We start from the raw sequence: 19,411 nt of genomic DNA on the forward strand, positions 1-19,411 counted from the left end.
TTCCCGGAGTTATCCCGATCTTACAGGCAGGTTGCCCACGTGTTACTCACCCGTCCGCCGCTGAATCAGGGGAGCAAGCTCCCCGTCATCCGCTCGACTTGCATGTATTAGGCACGCCGCCAGCGTTCGTCCTGAGCCAGGATCAAACTCTCCATAAGAGAGTATGAGTAAGCTCATACTTTAAAGCTGGCATATCAAGTGATATGTCCGATATCATTTGTTCCGTTCTCGCCCGACGGGGTCGGGGATCGGGAACTCATTTCATCAGCGTTTTGCTGTTCAGTTTTCAAGGTTCATCGCGCTCGCCGCAAAGCTTGCAACCTCTTAACGAGAGCTTAATCATCATATCATCGTCACTCTGGAATGTCAACACAAAATATGAATTGTTTTTTGTGGATTGTGCTCCGAACGACAACTTCTCTACTATACTCGGATGACTGGCAAAATGCAACCCCTAAAATCAAAAAACAGGAAAACAGCTGAAAGCCGTTTTCCTGCCATGCATCCTATTACTCTTCATCTTCCTGCCCGGTCCCGCCATCGGCGTCTTCACTATCGCCGGCTCCGAAGTCTTCTCCATCTTCCTCAATGGAAGGGAACTCTCCCTCAACCGCGGATTCGGGTTCCAGTTTTTCAGGATCGTCGAATTGTTCTTCAAGAACATCTTCCATCTCTCCGTCCGGAAGATCCTCTTCTTCTTCTTTTTCCACTTTCGCGACAGTTGCTACATATTCGCCTTCCTCAAGACGGATGAGGCGCACTCCCTGCGTGATCCGCCCGATAACTGAGATGTCGGCCACATCCATCCGGATCAGGATGCCGTGGATCGTGATGATCATGATATCTTCCGTGCCGTCAATCGTCTTCATGGAAACGAGCGGGCCGTTCCTGTCGGTCACATGAACCGTTTTCAGCCCGAAGCCGCCGCGCGACTGCCTCCGGTATTCGGATTCAGGCGTGCGTTTGCCGAAGCCCTGCTCGGTGACAACCAGGATCTCCTGGCCCTCTTCCACCACATCCATGCCGACAACGTAGTCATCGCTGCGTAGATGGATGCCGCGTACGCCGGTTGCCGTCCGTCCCATCGGACGCAGGTCGTCTTCCGCGAACCGGATCAGCATGCCGTCCCGTGTACCGATGACCACGTCTTTCGTGCCGTCGGTGACCTTGACCTGGACAAGCTCGTCGTCCTCGCGGAGGGAAAGGGCGATCAGCCCGTTTGAACGGATGTTGGCAAAATGCGTGACCGGCGTCCGCTTGGCGACTCCCTGCTTGGTCGTAAATACGAGGAAGGCTTCTTCATCGTATTCGTCCACTCGCAGCATGGTCGTGACATTTTCGCCTTTATCCAGGCCCAGTACGTTGATGATCGGAAGGCCCTTCGCCGTACGGCTGAACTCGGGAATCTCGTAGCCCTTCAGCCGGTAAACTTTGCCGGTGTTGGTGAAGAACAGGATCCTGTCATGGGTGGACGTATACAGGAGGTGTTCGACAAAGTCGTCCTCGTTCGTGCCCATTCCCTGAACACCTCGCCCGCCTCGCCGCTGGCTGCGGTAGGTGCTTGCCGGCAGCCGCTTGATGTAGCCGCGATGGGTAAGCGTGATGACCGAGTTTTCGACCGGAATCAGGTCCTCGTCCTCGAGCATCTCCGAACCGCCGGCAGTGATTTCCGAGCGGCGTGCATCATTGAAGCGTTCCTTCACGTCGGCAAGCTCTTCCTTGATGATATCAAGCAGCTTCTGCTCGTCTGCCAGGATGGCCCGGAGTTCCGCGATAAGAAGCAGCAGTTCTTTGTACTCTTCCTCGATCTTGTCGCGCTCGAGTCCGGTGAGACGCTGGAGACGCATATCAAGGATGGCCTGGGACTGCCGGTCCGAAAGACTGAACCGCTCCATGAGCGCATTTTTCGCTTCTTCTGTCGTCTTGGAACCGCGGATCAGCGCGATGATTTCATCGATATGGTCAAGCGCAATACGGAGACCCTCGAGTATATGGGCTCTGTCTTCCGCTTTTTTCAGTTCGAAGCGTGTCCGGCGTGTGACAACCTCTTTCTGGTGTTCCAGATAGTAAAACAGCATATCCTTGAGGCTGAGCACCTTTGGTTGGCCGTCTACGAGCGCCAGCATGTTGATGCCGAAGCTTGTCTGGAGCGCGGTGTGTTTGTAGAGGTTGTTCACGATGACATTGGCATTTGCGTCACGTCTGACTTCCATGACGATTCGCATGCCGCGGCGGTCCGACTCGTCACGAAGATCGGTGATGCCCTCGATCCGCTTTTCACGGACAAGTTCGGCAATCTTCTCGATGAGCCGGGCCTTGTTGACCTGGTAGGGGAGCTCGTGGACGAGAATCGTTTCCTTGCCATTCGGCGCAGTTTCGATCTCGACCTTGCCTCGTGTCAGGATGGAGCCCCGGCCCGTTTCATATGCGCGGCGGATGCCGCTCCGGCCGAGGATGAGTCCGCCCGTCGGGAAATCGGGCCCGGGAATGATTTCCATGAGCTCTTCTGTCGTGATGTCGGGATTGTCCGCAAGTGCGAGCACCGCGTCAATCGACTCCCCGAGGTTATGCGGCGGGATGTTCGTCGCCATCCCGACCGCAATCCCGGAAGATCCGTTGACCAGGAGGTTCGGGAAACGGCTCGGAAGCACGATTGGCTCTTTTTCCTGACCGTCATAGTTCGGCTGGTAATCGATCGTATCCTTATTGATGTCGCGGAGAAGCTCTGCTGAAATTTTCGACATCCTGGACTCCGTGTACCGCATGGCGGCTGCGGCGTCGCCGTCGACAGAGCCGAAGTTCCCGTGGCCGTCGACAAGCATATACCGATAGTTGAAGTCCTGTGCCATGCGCACCATTGTATCGTACACAGCGCTGTCGCCGTGAGGGTGGTACTTACCGATAACGTCCCCGACGATACGCGCCGATTTTTTGTACGGTTTGTCCGCGGTGTTGCCAAGGTCCTGCATGGCATACAAAATCCGGCGGTGAACCGGTTTGAGCCCGTCACGGACGTCCGGCAGCGCACGAGACACGATGACACTCATCGCGTAGTCAAGGAACGAGGTTTTCATCTCCGTACTGATGTTGATGCGTTGGACGCCACGTTCCGGCGTATCTGCCATGGTCTTTGACCCCTTTCAAAATAAGCCTTATATATCAAGATTTTTGACGTATACTGCGTTTTCTTCGATGAACTGGCGGCGCGGGGCGACTTCATCGCCCATGAGCTGCTCGAAAATGGCATCTGCGTCAAGCGCATCTTCAAGCCCGACCTGGAGGAGCGTGCGGTGCTCGGGATCCATCGTCGTGTTCCACAGCTGCTCCGCATCCATCTCCCCAAGACCTTTGTACCGCTGGATGACCGGTTTCGGCATCTGCGGCAGGCGGGCAAGGATTTCCTGCAATTGCTCGTCTGTATAGCAGTATTCCTGATGTTTGCCCTGCTTGACCTGATAAAGCGGCGGTTGGGCAATATAAACGTATCCGGCTTCAATGAGCGGCCGCATGAAGCGGTAGAAGAATGTCAGCAGAAGCGTCCTGATATGGGCGCCGTCTACATCCGCATCGGTCATGATGACGACTTTGTGGTAACGGGCCTTTGACAAATCGAATTGGTCGCCGATACCCGTTCCAAGCGCAGTGATCATCATCCGGATCTCCGCATTGGAGAGGATCCGGTTGATATTCGCCTTCTCAACGTTCAGGATTTTCCCCCGCAACGGAAGAATCGCTTGGAAGTGGCGGTCACGGCCGTTTTTAGCAGAACCGCCCGCGGAGTCTCCCTCAACGATATAGAGCTCGCTGATCGCCGGGTCACGCGATGAGCAGTCGGACAATTTTCCCGGAAGATTCGAGATTTCAAGCACCGATTTACGGCGGGTTAGTTCACGCGCCTTTTTTGCTGCGACGCGGGCTCTTGCCGCCATAAGTCCTTTCTCGACAATCATGCGCGCACTGGTCGGATTCTCCATGAGAAATCGCTCAAAGCCTTCGGAAAACAGCGAGTTGACGATCTGGCTGACTTCCGAGTTTCCAAGTTTCGTCTTGGTCTGACCCTCAAATTGAGGGTCCGGGTGCTTGATGGAGATGATGGCCGTCAGCCCTTCTCTCGCATCTTCCCCGGAAAGGTTCGCCTCATTGTCCTTCAGCAGACCATTTTTGCGTGCGTAGTCGTTGATGACCCGCGTCAGTGCCGTTTTGAAGCCGGATTCGTGCGTGCCCCCTTCATACGTGTTGATGTTGTTCGCGAATGAAAAAAGATTTGAGGCATATCCTGCATTGTATTGCATGGCGACTTCGACGGAGATGCCATCCCTCTCGCCCTCGAGAAAGATCGGTTCCTCGTGGATCGGCTCTTTGTCTTCGTTGATGTGCTGGACGTAGGATTTGATGCCGCCTTCATAGTGGTAAGCGTCTTCGCGCACTTCCTCCCCGCGCTCGTCAGCAAGCGTGATACGGATGCCGCGGTTCAGGTAGGCCAGCTCCTGGAGGCGGTGCGCCAGGATATCGTACTCATAAACGGTGGTCTCCGTGAAGATTTCGGGGTCTGCCTTGAAGCGTACCTGCGTGCCGGTTTCCTCTGCTTTTCCGGTCACCCGCAGTTCCTCTGCGACAAGCCCGCGCTCAAACGCGATAAAGTGGAGCTCGCCGTCACGGGCCACAGTCACTTCCGTGCGCTCAGAGAGCGCGTTCACGACGGACGCGCCGACACCGTGAAGCCCGCCGGACACCTTGTATCCTCCCCCGCCGAACTTGCCCCCGGCGTGGAGGACGGTCATGATGACCTCGACTGCCGGACGGCCGGTCTTTTCCTGAATACCGACAGGCATGCCGCGCCCGTTGTCCCGTACGCGGATCCAGTTGTCTTTCTCAATGGCCACTTCGATATGGTCGCAATATCCCGCAAGCGCCTCGTCAATCGAGTTGTCTACGATTTCCCAGACGAGATGGTGCAGACCTTTTGAACTGGTCGAACCGATATACATGCCGGGACGCTTCCGGACCGCTTCAAGGCCTTCTAGGACCTGGATCTGATCCGCCCCGTAATCATTGTTGCGAAGGTTCTCTTCTTCCATCGCCAATTCCGTTCACCTGCCCTTTCATGCCCAAACATGATGCAACGTTTTCCTATATTCGTGAAAACCCGCGGAGGGATGGCCCTGCCGCGTGTTCAGTCGTCCTGATTCTCGTGTTCCGCCGTGCCGGCGGCCACACGGTACAGATCCGCTTTCCGGATCGTATCGTGGGTGATGCCGTCCACATTCGTTGTCGTGACCAGCGTCTGCACCTGGCCCTGAATTGTATTCAGCAGATGCGACTGCCGGTAGTCGTCCAGCTCGGACAGGACATCATCAAGAAGAAGTACCGGGGATTCTCCCGTTTCCTGCCGGAGAAGCTCGATTTCCGCAAGCTTCAGCGACAGGGCGGCAGTCCTCTGCTGGCCCTGCGAGCCGTACACCTGGACATTGTGCCCGTTCACAAAGAATGTCAGGTCATCCCGGTGCGGGCCCGCCAGTGTCACGCCCCGGTCAAGCTCCCGCTGGCGCAGCCCGCCGAGACGCTCTCTCAATCTGGAGGCCATCTCTTCGGCCGATTGGTCCGCTTCGATGTCTTTCAGCGTTTCATATGTGATTACGAGCTCCTCAAGTCCCCGTGAAATCCCCTTATGGATCGGTTCAGCCCATTTCTGGAGCATTTCCGCGAACTCGAAGCGTTTCCTGATGATGCGGATCGCCAGGTCAACGTATTGATCTGTATAGACATCGAACATGACATCCGTGAGTCCGCTCCTGCCCTGGTTGGCCTTCAGGATGGCGTTACGCTGGCGCATCACCTTGTGGAACTGCAGCAGGTCATGAAGATAGACCCTTGATACCTGGCCGATTTCCATATCCAGAAAACGGCGTCGCACCTGCGGGCTGCCCTTGATGAGGTGCAGGTCCTCAGGCGCGAACATGACGACGTTCAGCTGTCCGATGTAATCGCTCAGCCTCTGCTGTTCCAGGTGATTGACCTTGGCTTTCTTGCCTTTTTTGGAGAGCGTCAGCTCAAGCGGCAGAACGCCGTATTTCCGCTGTACCGCTCCTTCTATTTTACCATAATCCGCGCCCCAGCGTATTAATTCACGATCGTTGGAAGTACGGTGTGATTTCGCCATCGCCAGTACGTAGATTGCTTCCATGACATTGGTTTTGCCTTGTGCATTTTCGCCGATCAGCACATTGATGTTCGGCGAAAATGACAGGTCCAGTGATTCGTAGTTCCGGTAGTTCTTCAGCTTGAGTTGCTCGATATGCATCAGTTGTCACCCGGAGCCGGCCCTGAAACACGGAACCTGCCTGTTCCCGGGATGTTGATGACATCCCCGTCACGCAGTTTCCGGCCGCGCCGGTTCTCCGGTTCGCCGTTCACATAAACGGCGTGCTCGGACAGGAACCATTTCGCCATGCCTCCGGAGGAGATGGTATTGGTCATTTTCAGCGCCTGCCCGAGTGTGATGAATTCCGCATCGATCGCAAGACGTTCCACGGTCGACACCGCCCTTCGTCCAATATTCGTCCTTCCCCTTATTTTATCGCTTTCAGGCGATAAACAAAAGGAACAGCCATTCGGGCTGTCCCTTTCTTTTTTCAGGGTGCGTTGTTCAGTATGTGCGAACCGGGAGAATCAGCTGCAGAAGCGTGTCGTCCTCGGCCGACTTTAAGATAAACGGCCTCATCGCGCCGGTGAACCGGATCACGATGTCCTGTCCTTCGATCGCCCGGAGCGCATCCATCATGTATTTGGCGCTGAAGGAAATTTTTAGTTCTTCTCCTTCAACTGAAGCCGTCTCGACCTGTTCTTCGACTTTACCGATTTCCGGGGAATTCGAAGAGATCTCCACGATATTGCTGCCATCGGCAGAAAAGCGGACGACGTTGTTCCGCTCTTCACGCGCAAGCAGAGAAGCCCGGTCGATCGATTGAAGCAATGTCTTGCCATTCACATAAATATCGGTCTTGTACTCCGAGGGGATCAGCCGGCTTGTGTCCGGATAGTTGCCTTCCAGAAGTCTTGAATAAAACAGAACATGCCCAGCACGGAACAGCACCTGCTTGTTGCTCATCGTGATGCCGACCGGTTCATTGGAATCTTCAAGGATCTTGTTGAGTTCCTGCAAGCTCTTTCCCGGGATGACAACGCTGTAGTCGTCATCCGGAGCGCTTTCGAGCCGTGTTTTCCGCCGCGCCAGCCGGTGGCTGTCCGTCGCGACACAGACCAGTTCCCCTTCCTGCACCTGCCAGTGGACACCGGTCAGGACCGGCCGGGACTCCGAGGCGGAAACCGCAAACACCGTTTCACGGATGATCGACTTCAGCAGATCTGCCGGAATGGCGAAATGCCGGTCGTCATCAATTTCCGGCAGCTGCGGATAGTCTTCCGCGTCGGAGCCGATCAGATGGAATTCGGATTTCCCGGACCGGATATGCGTCTGCAGATGGCCGCTGACTTCGATTTCGATGTCATTTGTCGGAAGTTTCCTGACGATCTCGTTAAAGTACTTGGCCTGCAGCACGATCGAACCGCGTTGGGATGTGCGGATCAGCTGTTCACCGTTTTCCTCAGCCGGAATGAATGTCTGGATTGTAATATCCGAATCACTTCCGGTCAGATAAAGACCTTCTTCGTCCACATCCAATTTGATGCCTGTCAGAATCGGAATCGCCGCTTTTGAGCTGACGGCTTTCGTAACGTCACTCAGGCCGTTGAGAAGCCGGTCCCTCGCAATCTCAAATTTCATCTCGATACCTCGCTTATATATTTAATTTAAAAGTAAAAAGATAGATAGTAATAGTAATAGGGGCTGTGGATAAGTTGATAAGTGCCTTTAGGCCAAGAGCACCATACTTGTCTACATGTTCATAACCTGTTGACAGGGATGACCGCTGAAAAGAGAGTTATCCACATCAGTTTTTGCCGAGCGCAGCCCGGATTTCTTTGATGTCCTGCTGGAGATTCTGGTCTTCCTTGAGCATTTTCGAGATTTTCTCGTGCGCATGGATGACGGTCGAGTGGTCGCGGCCGCCGAACTCATCGCCAATCTTGGGAAGCGAGAATTCGGTCATTTCCCGGGAAAGGTACATGGCGACCTGCCGCGGAAAAGCGATTGATTTGGTTCGCTTTTTGGCGGAGAAATCCTCGAGACGGATGCTGAAGTGCTCACCGACGGCTTTCTGGATATCAAGGATCGTGACCTGGCGCGGCCGGGCGTTCGGGATAATATCCTTCAGCGCTTCTTCAGCCAGTTTCGGCGTAATGTCTTCATTGACGAGAGACGAATACGCCACAACCCGGATAAGGGCGCCTTCGAGTTCACGGATGTTGGTATCGATCTGGTTCGCGATGTACATCATGACTTCGTTGGACACATCAACAAGCCCGTCCGCCTTCGCTTTCTTGCGGAGGATGGCGATCCGGGTCTCGAGATCGGGTGGTGTGATGTCTGTGATGAGCCCCCATTCAAATCTCGAACGCAGCCGGTCTTCAAGCGTCGGGATCTCTTTGGGCGGGCGGTCACTTGAGATGACAATCTGCTTGGATGATTCATGCAGCGTATTGAATGTATGGAAGAACTCTTCCTGGGTCTGTTCTTTCCCCGCGATAAACTGAATATCGTCAATCAGCAGAACGTCGACATTCCGGTATTTGTCCCGGAATTCGACGGCTTCGTTGTCACGGATCGAGTTGATGAACTCATTCGTGAACTTTTCTGAGGAAAGATAGACGACTTTTGCGTCCGGCTTGTGCTCACGCACGTAATGGCCGATCGCGTGCATCAGGTGGGTCTTCCCCAGGCCGACGCCTCCATAGATGAAGAGGGGATTGTACGCCTTGGCCGGCGCTTCCGCAACAGCCAGGGAAGCGGCGTGGGCAAAACGGTTGCCGGACCCGATGACAAACGTATCGAATGTATACTTCGGATTGAGCATGCCGTCTGACTGATCGACATGGCGCCCGTTTTTCGGCTTGGTTGGGGGCTTCGGCATGTCGAATGCTTCCTCCTCGGCATCTTCGGGCACAGTGAATCGGATATGTACGTCTTCGCCGGTGAGTTCGCTCATGATGCCGGCGATCAGCTGGATATAGTGGTTCTCCAGCCAGTCACGCGTGAACGAATTGGGAGCGCCGATGATGACGGTGTCGTTCCGGTAATCGATCATGCGGGTCGATTTCAGCCATGTGTCGAAGCTCGGCTTGGAGATCCGCTGCTCGACCCTTGCGAGCACCTGGTTCCATAAATCATCGAACTGTTCCAACACGAAACCTCCTTTTCTATTTATTTGGTTGTCGAATCGTGAACCCTATTAAAAGGATTTGCGAACAAATCCACAAGCTGTGGACAATCACAATTAAAAAATGCGGAAAAAATTATCCACAACCTATCAACAATTGTGGATAATAATTAAACGGTTGTTTTCCGCGGAAAAGTTATGCTCCAACATCGTAACAGAAAACCCCGCGGCTGACAACCGCCCGCAGCACTTATCCACACGGCCTTTCCCTGTGCACAAATCTGTTATCCACAAGGTATGGGGATGTGCGAAACTTGTCGATAAGCGCTGTGAATAACTTTTTTCTTGTCGAACGCCGCAAACAGGCTATCCGGAGGGTCCGTGGATAACTTGTCGTGAACCCGGCAAGCCGGAATGGTACCGATTCCGCCCGGGTAAGGAAATATACGGTTGACAGAGGTTGCGGAGTCTTATATAATGTGCAAGACTGTCTGATGTTTAAACGGCAACGATTAGGAGGTGCCTTGACTATGAAACGTACGTATCAACCAAATAAACGCAAGCACAGCAAAGTACACGGATTCCGCGCGCGCATGAAAACAAAGAGCGGCCGCCGCATTCTGGCTGCACGTCGCCGCCGGGGAAGAAAAGTACTTTCCGCATAAGTCCACTGATCACTTCAGTGGTCTTTTTTTTCGTTTAGGGGCGGCTGCAGAGGAAATGAATAACTAAGGAGTGGCGCCGATCCCTTCCTTATAAGGTAGTTAGTAATCAAGAAGCAGGTGGATCCAACCATGAACAAACACCAGCGGGTAAAGAAGAATAAGGATTTCCAGAAGGTTTTCAAGCAGGGGAAGTCGTTCGCGAACCGTCAGTTCGTCATCTATTCGCTCAGAACGGAGGGCCAGGAGGAGTTCCGGCTCGGAATATCCGTCTCGAAAAAAGTGGGAAATGCGGTCACCCGCAACCGGATCAAGCGCTATGTCCGCCAGGCGGTGCTGGAATTGAAGGATGACCTCCGGCCGGAAAGGGACTACATCATTATCGCCCGCAATCAGGCGGCATCCCTGGACTTCCATGAAACGAAAAAGAGCCTGATGCACGTCATGAGGATCGCCAGGGTGCTCAGAAAGAAGTAGAACGCACCGCGCCCGCGTGGTACGATGATGGGAAAGGCGGTTTTGCCGCCGTCGGAAAAGAACGAACGTCTGGGGGAAAGGTTTTGAAAAAGAAGTTGTGGCTGGTTCTCATGGTCGTATTCCTCGCCGCGTTCCTAGCGGGTTGTACGGAATTCCAAGAGCCGATTTATGAGGACAGCGAAGGATTCTGGAATAAGTTTGTCGTCTGGCCGCTCGTCTCGCTTATCATCATGTTCAAGGGACTGCTCGGCACGTTCGGCCTCGCCATCATCGCGGTCACGATTCTGATCCGACTTGCTATTCTGCCTCTGATGATCAAGCAGGTGCAAGGTTCGAAGCGGATGCAGGAGATCCAGCCGGAGATCAAGGCGCTGCAGGCGAAGTATCCGTCCAAAGACGCGGTAACGCAGAAGAAATATCAGGAGGAGTTCCAGCAGCTCCTGAAAACACGCAATGTCAATCCGGCAGCAGGCTGCTTGCCTGTTCTTGTCCAGATGCCGATTCTGATCGGTTTCTACCATGCGATCAGCCGGATGAACAACACGCCTGAAATTGCGCTCGGCAGCATTTTCGGTGTCCATCTTGCCGAGCCGAGCATCATCCTGGCATTTATTGCGGCATCCGCGCAATTTGTCGTGCTGAGGACGGGACCGGCAATGGGCAACCCGCAGATGAAGGCAATGATGTACTTTATGCCGGTCATGATTTTCGCTTTCGGTACGTTCCTGCCGTCGGCGCTCACGCTTTACTGGATTATCGGGAACATCATTTCGTTCATTACAAACATCTTCCTGTACAAGCCATTCAGCAAGAAAGAAAAGCCGGAGGCAGCAACGGCTGCACCGTCAGCCCAAAAGCGCCCGGCGCAGCAGAAGCCGGCAGGCACCCGTCCTGCGGCACAACCAAGCGTGAAGAAAAAAGGCGGCAAACCTGGAGGGAAGAAAAAATGATTCAGACGGTCGCGACGGGCACCACGGTCGATGAGGCAGTCTCGAACGCACTTGCCAAACTCGGCCTGACCCGTGATCAGGTGAAAATCGAGATCATTGACGAAGGCAAAAAAGGGTTTCTCGGCTTTGGTGCGCGCGAGGCGAAGGTGCGCGTCACGGCCGAAGTGGCAGGAACCGAACCGGAAACGGCTTCGGAGGCGGCAAAGGTGGAGCCTGCAGAGGTAACCGCTGCAGAACCGGCGGAGCCGTTGGAACCGCTTGATTCCGGGGGCACCGCTTCCCCGGATGGAACCGTGCAGCCGGAAAATCCGGCAGAAGCGGATCCCGTCCCTTTTGAAAAGGAGCAGGGAGAAGAAAAAGGCCCGGTCGTTCCGGTAGAGCCGCTGGAGCCTGTCTTTCCTGAAGGTGACGAAGAGGAACCGGAGCGGGATCTTGACGAGGCGATTGCCCTGACCGCCGATTATCTGAAATCGGTCGTCCGGGAAATGGGTGCGGAGGACGCTCAAGTGTTTCACTTGCTCGACGGCAAGAACCTTGAGTTCCGGCTTGAAAGCGGGAAGGCCGCGATGCTGATCGGCAAGCGGGGCCAGACCCTGAATGCGCTCCAACAGCTTGTCCAGGTAGTCGCGAACAATTACGCCAAGCAGTTTCTCATCGTATCGGTTGATGTTGGCGATTACCGGGCAAAGCGTGCTGAAACGCTGAAGGTGCTGGCCGACAGGAAAGCCGACCAGGCCGTCCGGACCGGCGCGCGTGTAGCGCTTGAGCCGATGCCTGCATCGGAACGGAAAATCATCCACCATGAACTTTCGGAACGGTTCGACGTCGATACTCATTCGGAAGGCAGGGAGCCGCACCGTCATATCGTGATTGAACCGCATAAATGAAATGGAGCCGGACAGCGCTGAACGCTGTCCGGCTTTTTGCCGGCTTTGCAAAGAGGATGAAGTGATCCTGTTGCACAACAGGGATGAGAGCGTGGACCGGATCCCGGACACGATTATTTGTTCCTTGCCGGTCGCGACACTTTTCCACAAAGAGTGTTTGTGGTACTATATTATGTTAGATCACCATGCCCGCATGCGGCTTATCCACATGTGGATAACAAGATAGAAAGGGGTGGCCGGAATGGAATTTGACACGATTGCGGCGATATCCACACCCATGGGCGAGGGTGCAATCGCCATCGTCCGGCTGAGCGGGGATGAAGCGGTCGGCATTACCGACCGGCTGTTCCGCTCGCCTTCCGGCAAGACGCTGGCCGAATCGGCATCGCATACGATCCACTACGGCCATCTCGTCGACCCGGAAACGGGGAAGACAGCAGAAGAAGTGATGGTGTCCCTGATGAAGGCACCTAAAACCTATACACGGGAAGATGTCGTCGAGATCAACTGCCACGGCGGACTCGTTTCGGTGAACCGCGTCCTTGAACTGGTCCTCCGGAGCGGCGCCCGCCTGGCCGAGCCCGGCGAATTCACGAAGCGTGCCTTCCTGAATGGGCGCATCGACCTGTCCCAGGCTGAAGGGGTCATGGACCTCATCCGCTCCAAAACCGACCGGGCGATGGATGTCGCGCTCGGCCAGATGGAAGGCCGCCTTTCACGGCTGATCGGGGAGCTGCGCCAGGCATTGATCGAAACACTTGCGCAGGTGGAAGTGAACATCGACTACCCGGAATATGACGACGTTGAAGAAATGACGCTTCCCGTGCTGATTCAGAAATGCACATGGGTCCGTTCGGAAATCGATGGGCTCATCCGCACGTCCGGCCAAGGCAAGATTCTCAGGGAGGGACTGTCGACCGCAATCATCGGCCGGCCGAACGTCGGCAAATCGTCGCTCCTCAACAGCCTTCTCCAGGAAAACAAGGCAATTGTCACCGATATCGCGGGCACGACGCGCGATATCATTGAAGAATATGTGAATGTGCGTGGCGTTCCGCTGAAGTTGGTGGATACGGCCGGCATCCGTGAGACAGAGGACATCGTCGAGCGGATCGGCGTCGAGCGTTCGCGAAAAGTGCTGAAGGAAGCCGACCTCCTCCTTCTCGTGCTGAACAGTTCGGAGGAGCTGGGCGAAGAAGATATCCGTCTGTTTGAGGCGGTCCGCGGTATGGACGTAATCGTTGTCGCGAACAAGACCGACCTTCCGCGCAAGCTGGATATCGGTGAGGTACGGAGCCTGACGGGCAATGCGCCGGTCGTTACGACTTCCCTCCTTAAAGATGAAGGGGTCGATGAACTGGAAGAGGCGATCGCCTCGATGTTCTTTGAGGGCCGGACAGGATCCCAGGACATGACATATGTGTCGAACGCCCGTCACGTTGCACTGCTCCATCAGGCGCGCCAATCCGTCGATGATGCCATTTCGGCGGCGGAGGCAGGCATTCCGGTGGATATGGTACAGATCGATGTGACCCGTGCATGGGAAATCCTCGGTGAAATCGTCGGGGATACCGTGCAGGAAAGCCTCATCAATGAATTGTTCTCGCAGTTTTGTCTTGGAAAGTAAATGCCGGCCTGGTGCCGGCTTCATATATTCAGAGATTAGGAAGGATGAACGAACATGCCACAATTTGAAGCAGGCAAGTTCGATGTGATCGTCATCGGAGCGGGCCACGCGGGCGTTGAAGCCGGCCTGGCTGCGGCAAAAATGGGTGCATCGACCCTCATGCTCACGATGAACCTGGATATGGTCGCGTTCATGCCGTGCAATCCGTCGATCGGCGGACCGGCAAAAGGGATTGTCGTCCGCGAAATCGACGCACTCGGCGGCGCGATGGGGAAAGTGATTGATAAAACGCATATCCAGATGCGCATGCTGAATACAGGAAAAGGTCCTGCCGTACGGGCACTCCGCGCACAGGCCGATAAAGTGCTTTACCAGCAAGAAATGAAGAACCTGCTGGAGGAACAGGAAAATCTTCACCTCCACCAGGGAATCGTCGAGGAACTGATCGTTGAAGACGACGAAGTAAAAGGTGTCATCACACAGGTCGGAGCCGTTTACCGCGCCGAAACGGTCGTCGTCACCACGGGAACGTTTCTCCGCGGAGAAATCATCATCGGTGACCTGAAATACTCCAGCGGTCCGAATCACCAACAGCCGTCGATCCGCCTTGCGGAAAACCTCGAGGAACTCGGATTTGAAACGGTCCGCTTTAAGACCGGAACGCCTCCCCGCGTAAACAGCCGCACGATCGACTACAGCAAGACAGAGATCCAGCCGGGCGATGAAGAGCCGCGGGCGTTCAGCTACGAGACGACCGAGTTCATCACTGACCAGCTGCCGTGCTGGCTCACATACACGACCGGAGAAACGCACGAAATCATCAACGACAACCTGAATCTGTCTCCGATGTACTCCGGCATGATCAAAGGCAAAGGCCCGCGTTATTGCCCTTCGATCGAAGACAAAATTGTCCGGTTCAGCGATAAGCCGCGCCACCAGATATTCCTCGAACCGGAAGGCCGCAACACACGTGAAGTATATGTGCAGGGACTTTCCACCAGCTTGCCGGAGCACATCCAGCGCCGGCTGCTGGAAACGGTCCCCGGGCTTGAAAAGGCCGAAATGATGCGTGCCGGCTATGCGATCGAATACGATGCAATCGTTCCGACACAGCTTTGGCCGACACTTGAGACAAAACGGATCCGAGGCCTCTACACCGCGGGCCAAATCAATGGCACGTCAGGCTACGAAGAAGCGGCGGCCCAGGGAATCATGGCCGGCATCAATGCGGCAGCCCGTGTGCTTGGCCGCGAGGAAGTCATCCTGAGCCGCTCCGATGCCTATATCGGCGTCCTCATCGATGACCTCGTGACAAAGGGAACGAACGAACCGTACCGCCTTCTTACATCCCGTGCGGAATACCGCCTGCTGCTGCGCCATGACAATGCCGATCTCCGCCTGACGGAGATCGGTTATCGGACCGGCCTTCAGAGCGAGGAGCGGTATGCACGATTCCTCGAGAAAAAGCGGATGATCGAAGACGAAATCAAACGTCTCGGCCGCACGGTCCTGAAACCGGACGACACGCTCCAGGCGAACATCCGTGAAATCGGCGGCACCGAGCTCAAGGAAGCAATCCACGCCTCCGATCTGCTGAGGCGTCCTGAAGTGCACTACGGACTGATCGAGGCCGTGGCACCGGCAGATGTGAAACTTCCGGAAGAGGCCAAGGAACAGGTCGAAATCCAGATCAAGTACGAAGGCTACATCAATAAGTCGATGCAGCAGGTGGAGCGCCTGAAGAAGATGGAAGACAAGAAGATTCCTGAAAACATCGACTATGATGCCATCCAGGGCATCGCCTCCGAAGCGCGCCACAACCTTAAGGAAGTCCGGCCGCTCTCCATCGCGCAGGCATCCCGGATCTCGGGCGTCAACCCGGCAGACATCTCCATCCTGCTCGTCTATATCGAACAGGGCAAGATTGCGAAAGTATCCGGTTAAACACCAATAGGCCGATGTGAACAAGATTCGCATCGGCTTGTTTTATGGAAGGGGAACCGTCTCAATGAATGAAGAACAATTTGTGCAGGAACTTGAAAAGCGGGGCATCTCGCTGAGCGAACGGCAGATTGCCCAGTTCCGCCGCTACTACGAACTGCTCGTCGAGTGGAACGGAAAAATGAACCTGACGGCGATTACAGACCGGGAGCAGGTGTACCTGAAGCATTTTTACGACTCGGTGAGCGCCGCATTCCAGGCTCCGTTCGACGGTCCATTGACCGTCTGTGACGTCGGAGCGGGAGCGGGCTTCCCGAGCATCCCGCTGAAACTCTGCTTCCCGGAACTGCATGTCACAATCATCGACTCCCTCAACAAGCGGATCACGTTCCTGGACGAACTCGGAAAAGAGCTCGGCCTCGACAACGTCCGGTTTGTCCATGCCCGCGCCGAGGAAGCCGGCCGCAATCCGGAATTCCGCGAAGCGTTCGATGTAGTGACCGCCCGTGCGGTCGCGCGCCTCCCCGTGCTTGCTGAACTGTGCCTTCCGCTCGTGAAGGAAGGCGGCCGGTTTATCTCCATGAAGGCGGCGGCTGCAGGCGAAGAAATGCGGGAAGCGGAATATGCCGTGAATCTGCTTGGCGGGCGCCTGAAGGAATCCCATTCGTTCCTTCTTCCTATCGAGGAAAGCGAGCGCAACATCTTCGTCATTGAGAAAGTTGCCCGCACTCCGAAAAAATACCCGCGGAAACCCGGAACCCCCGGCAAACTGCCGCTTGTAAAATAAACGCTTGATGGTTCCACGTGAAAAGGCATCGTTTGCTGTTCCACGTGGAACATTTTTATATATTCTTTCAATTAGGCTCTCCGGGAAGGAATTTCCGGTCCCGCATCGAATTGACTTGTAGTAGGATGTCCATAAGGGGGTGCCCGTTTTGAAAAGCACTTTCTCGCGCTTTTTCGGGAACAGCGATAAAGATGAATTGTTTGAAACGAGCGGGGCGGAACGTTCCGAAGATGTGATCAAGGTCCGCCTGGCCGATATCATACCTAACCGTTTCCAGCCGAGGACGATCTTTGACGAAGACAAGATCGATGAACTCGCGAGGACCATCAATATCCACGGTGTGATCCAGCCCATCGTCGTACGCCCGATCGAGGACGGCAAGTTTGAAATCATTGCGGGTGAACGCCGATACCGGGCGATGAAAAAGCTGAACTGGACGGAAGTTCCGGCGATTATCCGGGATATGGACGACAAAGAGACCGCTTCCGTGGCCCTTATCGAAAACCTGCAGCGGGAAGAACTGACCGCGATTGAGGAGGCCATGGCCTATGACAAGCTGCTGAAGCTCCATTCTCTCACCCAGGAAGCACTCGCGCAGCGTCTCGGCAAGGGGCAGTCCACCGTCGCCAATAAACTCCGGCTCCTGAAACTTCCGGAACCGGTCAAACGGGGGATTCTTGAACGTGAGATATCCGAACGCCATGCCCGTTCACTGATCCCGCTTAAAGAAGAAGAGCTTCAGCTTCAGGTATTCGAGGAAATCAGAGAACATCAATATAATGTCAAACAGCTGGAAGCAAGGATCCAGGAAATCCTGAATCCTCCCGAGGAAGAACCGGCACCCGAGCAGAAACCGAAAAAACGGCGCAAGGCAGTCAGCAAAGATGTCCGCATCGCCCTCAATACGATCCGGCAGTCCCTTTCCCTCGTCAACCAGAGCGGAATCCGCCTGCAAACGGAAGAAGAGGACGAAGAGGAATTCTACAAGATCACAGTCAGAATCCCGAAACAGAAGTAACCGCCTCTTGCCGCTTTGGCAAGAGTTTTTTCTGTCGGCCAAAAGACCGTCCGGCAGAATTTTGGTAGAATATAAGAAATGGCCTTTCCGGTGTGTGCCGGCCTGGCCAATACCGCAACGAAGCAGTTGGAAAGCAGGTGCATTGTGGGAAGAATCATATCGATCGCCAATCAGAAGGGCGGCGTCGGCAAAACGACGACCTCCGTCAATCTGAGCGCTTGCCTCGCATATCTGGGCAAGAAGGTGCTGCTCATCGACACGGATCCCCAGGGAAACGCGACGAGCGGAGTCGGCATCAACAAAGGCGATGTCCAGAATTGCATATACGATGTCCTGATTGATGACGCAGATGTCCGCAGCGCGGTCATGCCGACGAAGGTGGAGGGCCTGTGCGTCATTCCGGCCACCATCGCACTTGCCGGAGCGGAGATTGAACTGGTGTCCACGATTTCCCGTGAAGTGCGTCTCAAGCATGCGCTGGATGAGCTGAAGGATGAATATGACTACATCATCATCGACTGCCCGCCTTCCCTCGGCCTGCTGACGCTCAATGCGCTCACCGCATCTGACGGGCTGATCATCCCGGTCCAGTGCGAATACTATGCCCTGGAGGGCCTGAGCCAGCTCCTCTCGACCATCCGGCTCGTCCAGAAGCATCTTAACCAGGACCTGATGATCGACGGTGTTCTCCTGACAATGTTCGATGCGCGCACAAACCTTGGCATCCAGGTGATTGAGGAAGTGAAAAAGTACTTCCAGGACAAGGTATACCATACGGTCATCGCGCGCAATGTCCGTCTGAGCGAGGCGCCGAGCCATGGTGAACCGATTATTGTCTACGATCCGCGGTCACGCGGAGCGGAAGTTTATCTAGAATTGGCGAAGGAAGTGATTCGCAATGGCGAAGGGGCTAGGTAAGGGGCTGAATGCGCTTTTTCCCGGAGAGTCGCTGAAACAGTCCGAACAAGTGGAACAGATCGACCTGAAACTTCTGAAGCCGAACCCGTACCAGCCAAGGAAGGTGTTCGAGGAGGAAAGTCTTAAAGAGCTGACCGAATCGATCCGCGAGCATGGTATCCTCCAGCCGATCATCGTCCGGAAAAAAGGCCGGAAGTATGAAATCGTTGTCGGCGAGCGGAGATTCCGGGCTTCCGGAAAGGCGGGACTGGAGTCCGTTCCTGCCGTGGTTCGCGATATGACCGATCAGCAGATGATGGAACTGGCGATCCTGGAGAACCTCCAGCGGGAAGACCTGAACCCTGTCGAAGAGGCGGAAGCCTACAAGCAGCTGATGGACGCCCTCGGCCTGACGCAGGAGCAGTTGGCTTTCCGTCTCGGAAAAAGCCGTCCGCACATCGCGAACCACCTCCGCCTTCTTTCCCTCCCGGAAGAGGTCCGTGCCATGCTGTCGGACGGCCGCCTGTCGATGGGCCACGGCCGCGCACTTCTCGGTCTCAAGAATAAAAAGCAGATTGAACCGGTTGCACAAAAAACAGCCGCCGACAGCCTGAATGTCCGGCAACTGGAGGCGCTTGTCCAGCGGATGAACGAAGATGTTCCACGTGAAACAAAGAAAGAAAAGAAAGACATCTTCATCACCGAAAAAGAAACGGAGCTCCGGGACTTTTTCGGAACAAGTGTAAATATCAGGAAGACGAAAAACCGGGGAAAAATCGAAATCGAGTTTTTCTCGGATGAAGATCTTGAACGGATCCTAGAGCTTCTGGACCAGCAGCAGTAACCACCTGCCCTTTTTCCGCAGAGAAAAAGGGCGGTCTATTTTTGGG

16 protein-coding genes and 1 rRNA gene are annotated in these 19,411 nt (G+C 55.0%); 10 read left to right on the plus strand and 7 right to left on the minus strand.

Translation table 11 applies throughout. From position 1 onward, the window contains the following. The 7 genes from BLT01_RS10870 to dnaA form a co-directional block, all read right to left on the minus strand. Window positions 1-158, minus strand: a 16S ribosomal RNA gene (locus BLT01_RS10870); the annotation flags it as partial. A 351-nt stretch (window positions 159-509) separates the two neighbouring features. Continuing rightward, window positions 510-3,125: a DNA gyrase subunit A gene (gene gyrA, locus BLT01_RS10875; protein ID WP_092097718.1), complete on the minus strand. Its 2,616-nt coding sequence runs from the start codon at window positions 3,123-3,125 to the stop codon at window positions 510-512. Between the two features lie 27 nt (window positions 3,126-3,152). Then, window positions 3,153-5,078 carry a DNA topoisomerase (ATP-hydrolyzing) subunit B gene (gene gyrB / locus BLT01_RS10880; RefSeq protein ID WP_092097766.1) on the minus strand — a complete coding sequence of 642 codons (1,926 nt, stop codon included), beginning with the start codon at window positions 5,076-5,078 and terminating at the stop codon, window positions 3,153-3,155. A 95-nt stretch (window positions 5,079-5,173) separates the two neighbouring features. After that, a complete protein-coding gene (gene recF / locus BLT01_RS10885; RefSeq protein WP_092097719.1) occupies window positions 5,174-6,301 on the minus strand; it encodes a DNA replication/repair protein RecF in 1,128 nt (375 codons plus the stop codon). Continuing rightward, window positions 6,301-6,531, minus strand: coding sequence for a S4 domain-containing protein YaaA (gene yaaA / locus BLT01_RS10890; RefSeq protein WP_092097767.1), 231 nt, complete (start codon window positions 6,529-6,531; stop codon window positions 6,301-6,303). Before yaaA ends, recF begins: the two co-directional genes overlap by 1 nt. Before the next feature lie 115 nt (window positions 6,532-6,646). Then, window positions 6,647-7,783 carry a DNA polymerase III subunit beta gene (gene dnaN, locus BLT01_RS10895; RefSeq protein WP_092097720.1) on the minus strand — a complete coding sequence of 379 codons (1,137 nt, stop codon included), beginning with the start codon at window positions 7,781-7,783 and terminating at the stop codon, window positions 6,647-6,649. A 166-nt stretch (window positions 7,784-7,949) separates the two neighbouring features. Further along, complete coding sequence (gene dnaA / locus BLT01_RS10900; protein ID WP_092097721.1) at window positions 7,950-9,299, minus strand: chromosomal replication initiator protein DnaA; 1,350 nt, start codon at window positions 9,297-9,299, stop codon at window positions 7,950-7,952. Between the two features lie 506 nt (window positions 9,300-9,805). On the opposite strand from dnaA, the gene rpmH reads away from it, so the two are divergent. From rpmH to BLT01_RS10950, 10 genes are all read left to right on the plus strand, one after another. After that, the gene (rpmH, locus tag BLT01_RS10905) at window positions 9,806-9,940 is read left to right on the plus strand and encodes a 50S ribosomal protein L34 (RefSeq protein ID WP_081607183.1); all 135 of its coding nucleotides are present in this window, start codon (window positions 9,806-9,808) and stop codon (window positions 9,938-9,940) included. A gap of 129 nt (window positions 9,941-10,069) precedes the next feature. Continuing rightward, a complete protein-coding gene (gene rnpA, locus BLT01_RS10910; RefSeq protein WP_092097722.1) occupies window positions 10,070-10,414 on the plus strand; it encodes a ribonuclease P protein component in 345 nt (114 codons plus the stop codon). Window positions 10,415-10,497: 83 nt separating this feature from the next. Further along, window positions 10,498-11,364: a membrane protein insertase YidC gene (yidC, locus tag BLT01_RS10915; protein ID WP_092097723.1), complete on the plus strand. Its 867-nt coding sequence runs from the start codon at window positions 10,498-10,500 to the stop codon at window positions 11,362-11,364. Beyond that, window positions 11,361-12,251 (plus strand): RNA-binding cell elongation regulator Jag/EloR, encoded by an 891-nt coding sequence (gene jag, locus BLT01_RS10920; protein ID WP_092097724.1) that lies wholly within the window; start codon window positions 11,361-11,363, stop codon window positions 12,249-12,251. The genes yidC and jag overlap by 4 nt, the downstream gene beginning before the upstream one ends. A 241-nt stretch (window positions 12,252-12,492) precedes the next feature. Then, complete coding sequence (gene mnmE, locus BLT01_RS10925) at window positions 12,493-13,878, plus strand: tRNA uridine-5-carboxymethylaminomethyl(34) synthesis GTPase MnmE (protein WP_092097725.1); 1,386 nt, start codon at window positions 12,493-12,495, stop codon at window positions 13,876-13,878. A gap of 54 nt (window positions 13,879-13,932) precedes the next feature. Continuing rightward, window positions 13,933-15,822: a tRNA uridine-5-carboxymethylaminomethyl(34) synthesis enzyme MnmG gene (gene mnmG, locus BLT01_RS10930; RefSeq protein ID WP_092097726.1), complete on the plus strand. Its 1,890-nt coding sequence runs from the start codon at window positions 13,933-13,935 to the stop codon at window positions 15,820-15,822. A 64-nt stretch (window positions 15,823-15,886) separates the two neighbouring features. Beyond that, window positions 15,887-16,606 carry a 16S rRNA (guanine(527)-N(7))-methyltransferase RsmG gene (rsmG, locus tag BLT01_RS10935; RefSeq protein ID WP_092097727.1) on the plus strand — a complete coding sequence of 240 codons (720 nt, stop codon included), beginning with the start codon at window positions 15,887-15,889 and terminating at the stop codon, window positions 16,604-16,606. 148 nt (window positions 16,607-16,754) lie between these two features. After that, window positions 16,755-17,624: a nucleoid occlusion protein gene (noc, locus tag BLT01_RS10940; RefSeq protein WP_092097728.1), complete on the plus strand. Its 870-nt coding sequence runs from the start codon at window positions 16,755-16,757 to the stop codon at window positions 17,622-17,624. A gap of 144 nt (window positions 17,625-17,768) precedes the next feature. Continuing rightward, window positions 17,769-18,542: a ParA family protein gene (locus BLT01_RS10945; RefSeq protein WP_092097768.1), complete on the plus strand. Its 774-nt coding sequence runs from the start codon at window positions 17,769-17,771 to the stop codon at window positions 18,540-18,542. Continuing rightward, window positions 18,523-19,365, plus strand: a complete 843-nt coding sequence (locus tag BLT01_RS10950) for a ParB/RepB/Spo0J family partition protein (protein ID WP_092097729.1) — start codon at window positions 18,523-18,525, stop codon at window positions 19,363-19,365. Before BLT01_RS10945 ends, BLT01_RS10950 begins: the two co-directional genes overlap by 20 nt. Window positions 19,366-19,411: the final 46 nt, after the last annotated feature.

It is taken from the genome of Bhargavaea beijingensis, assembly GCF_900101985.1.
GTDB classification, from domain to species: Bacteria; Bacillota; Bacilli; order Bacillales_A; family Planococcaceae; genus Bhargavaea; species Bhargavaea beijingensis.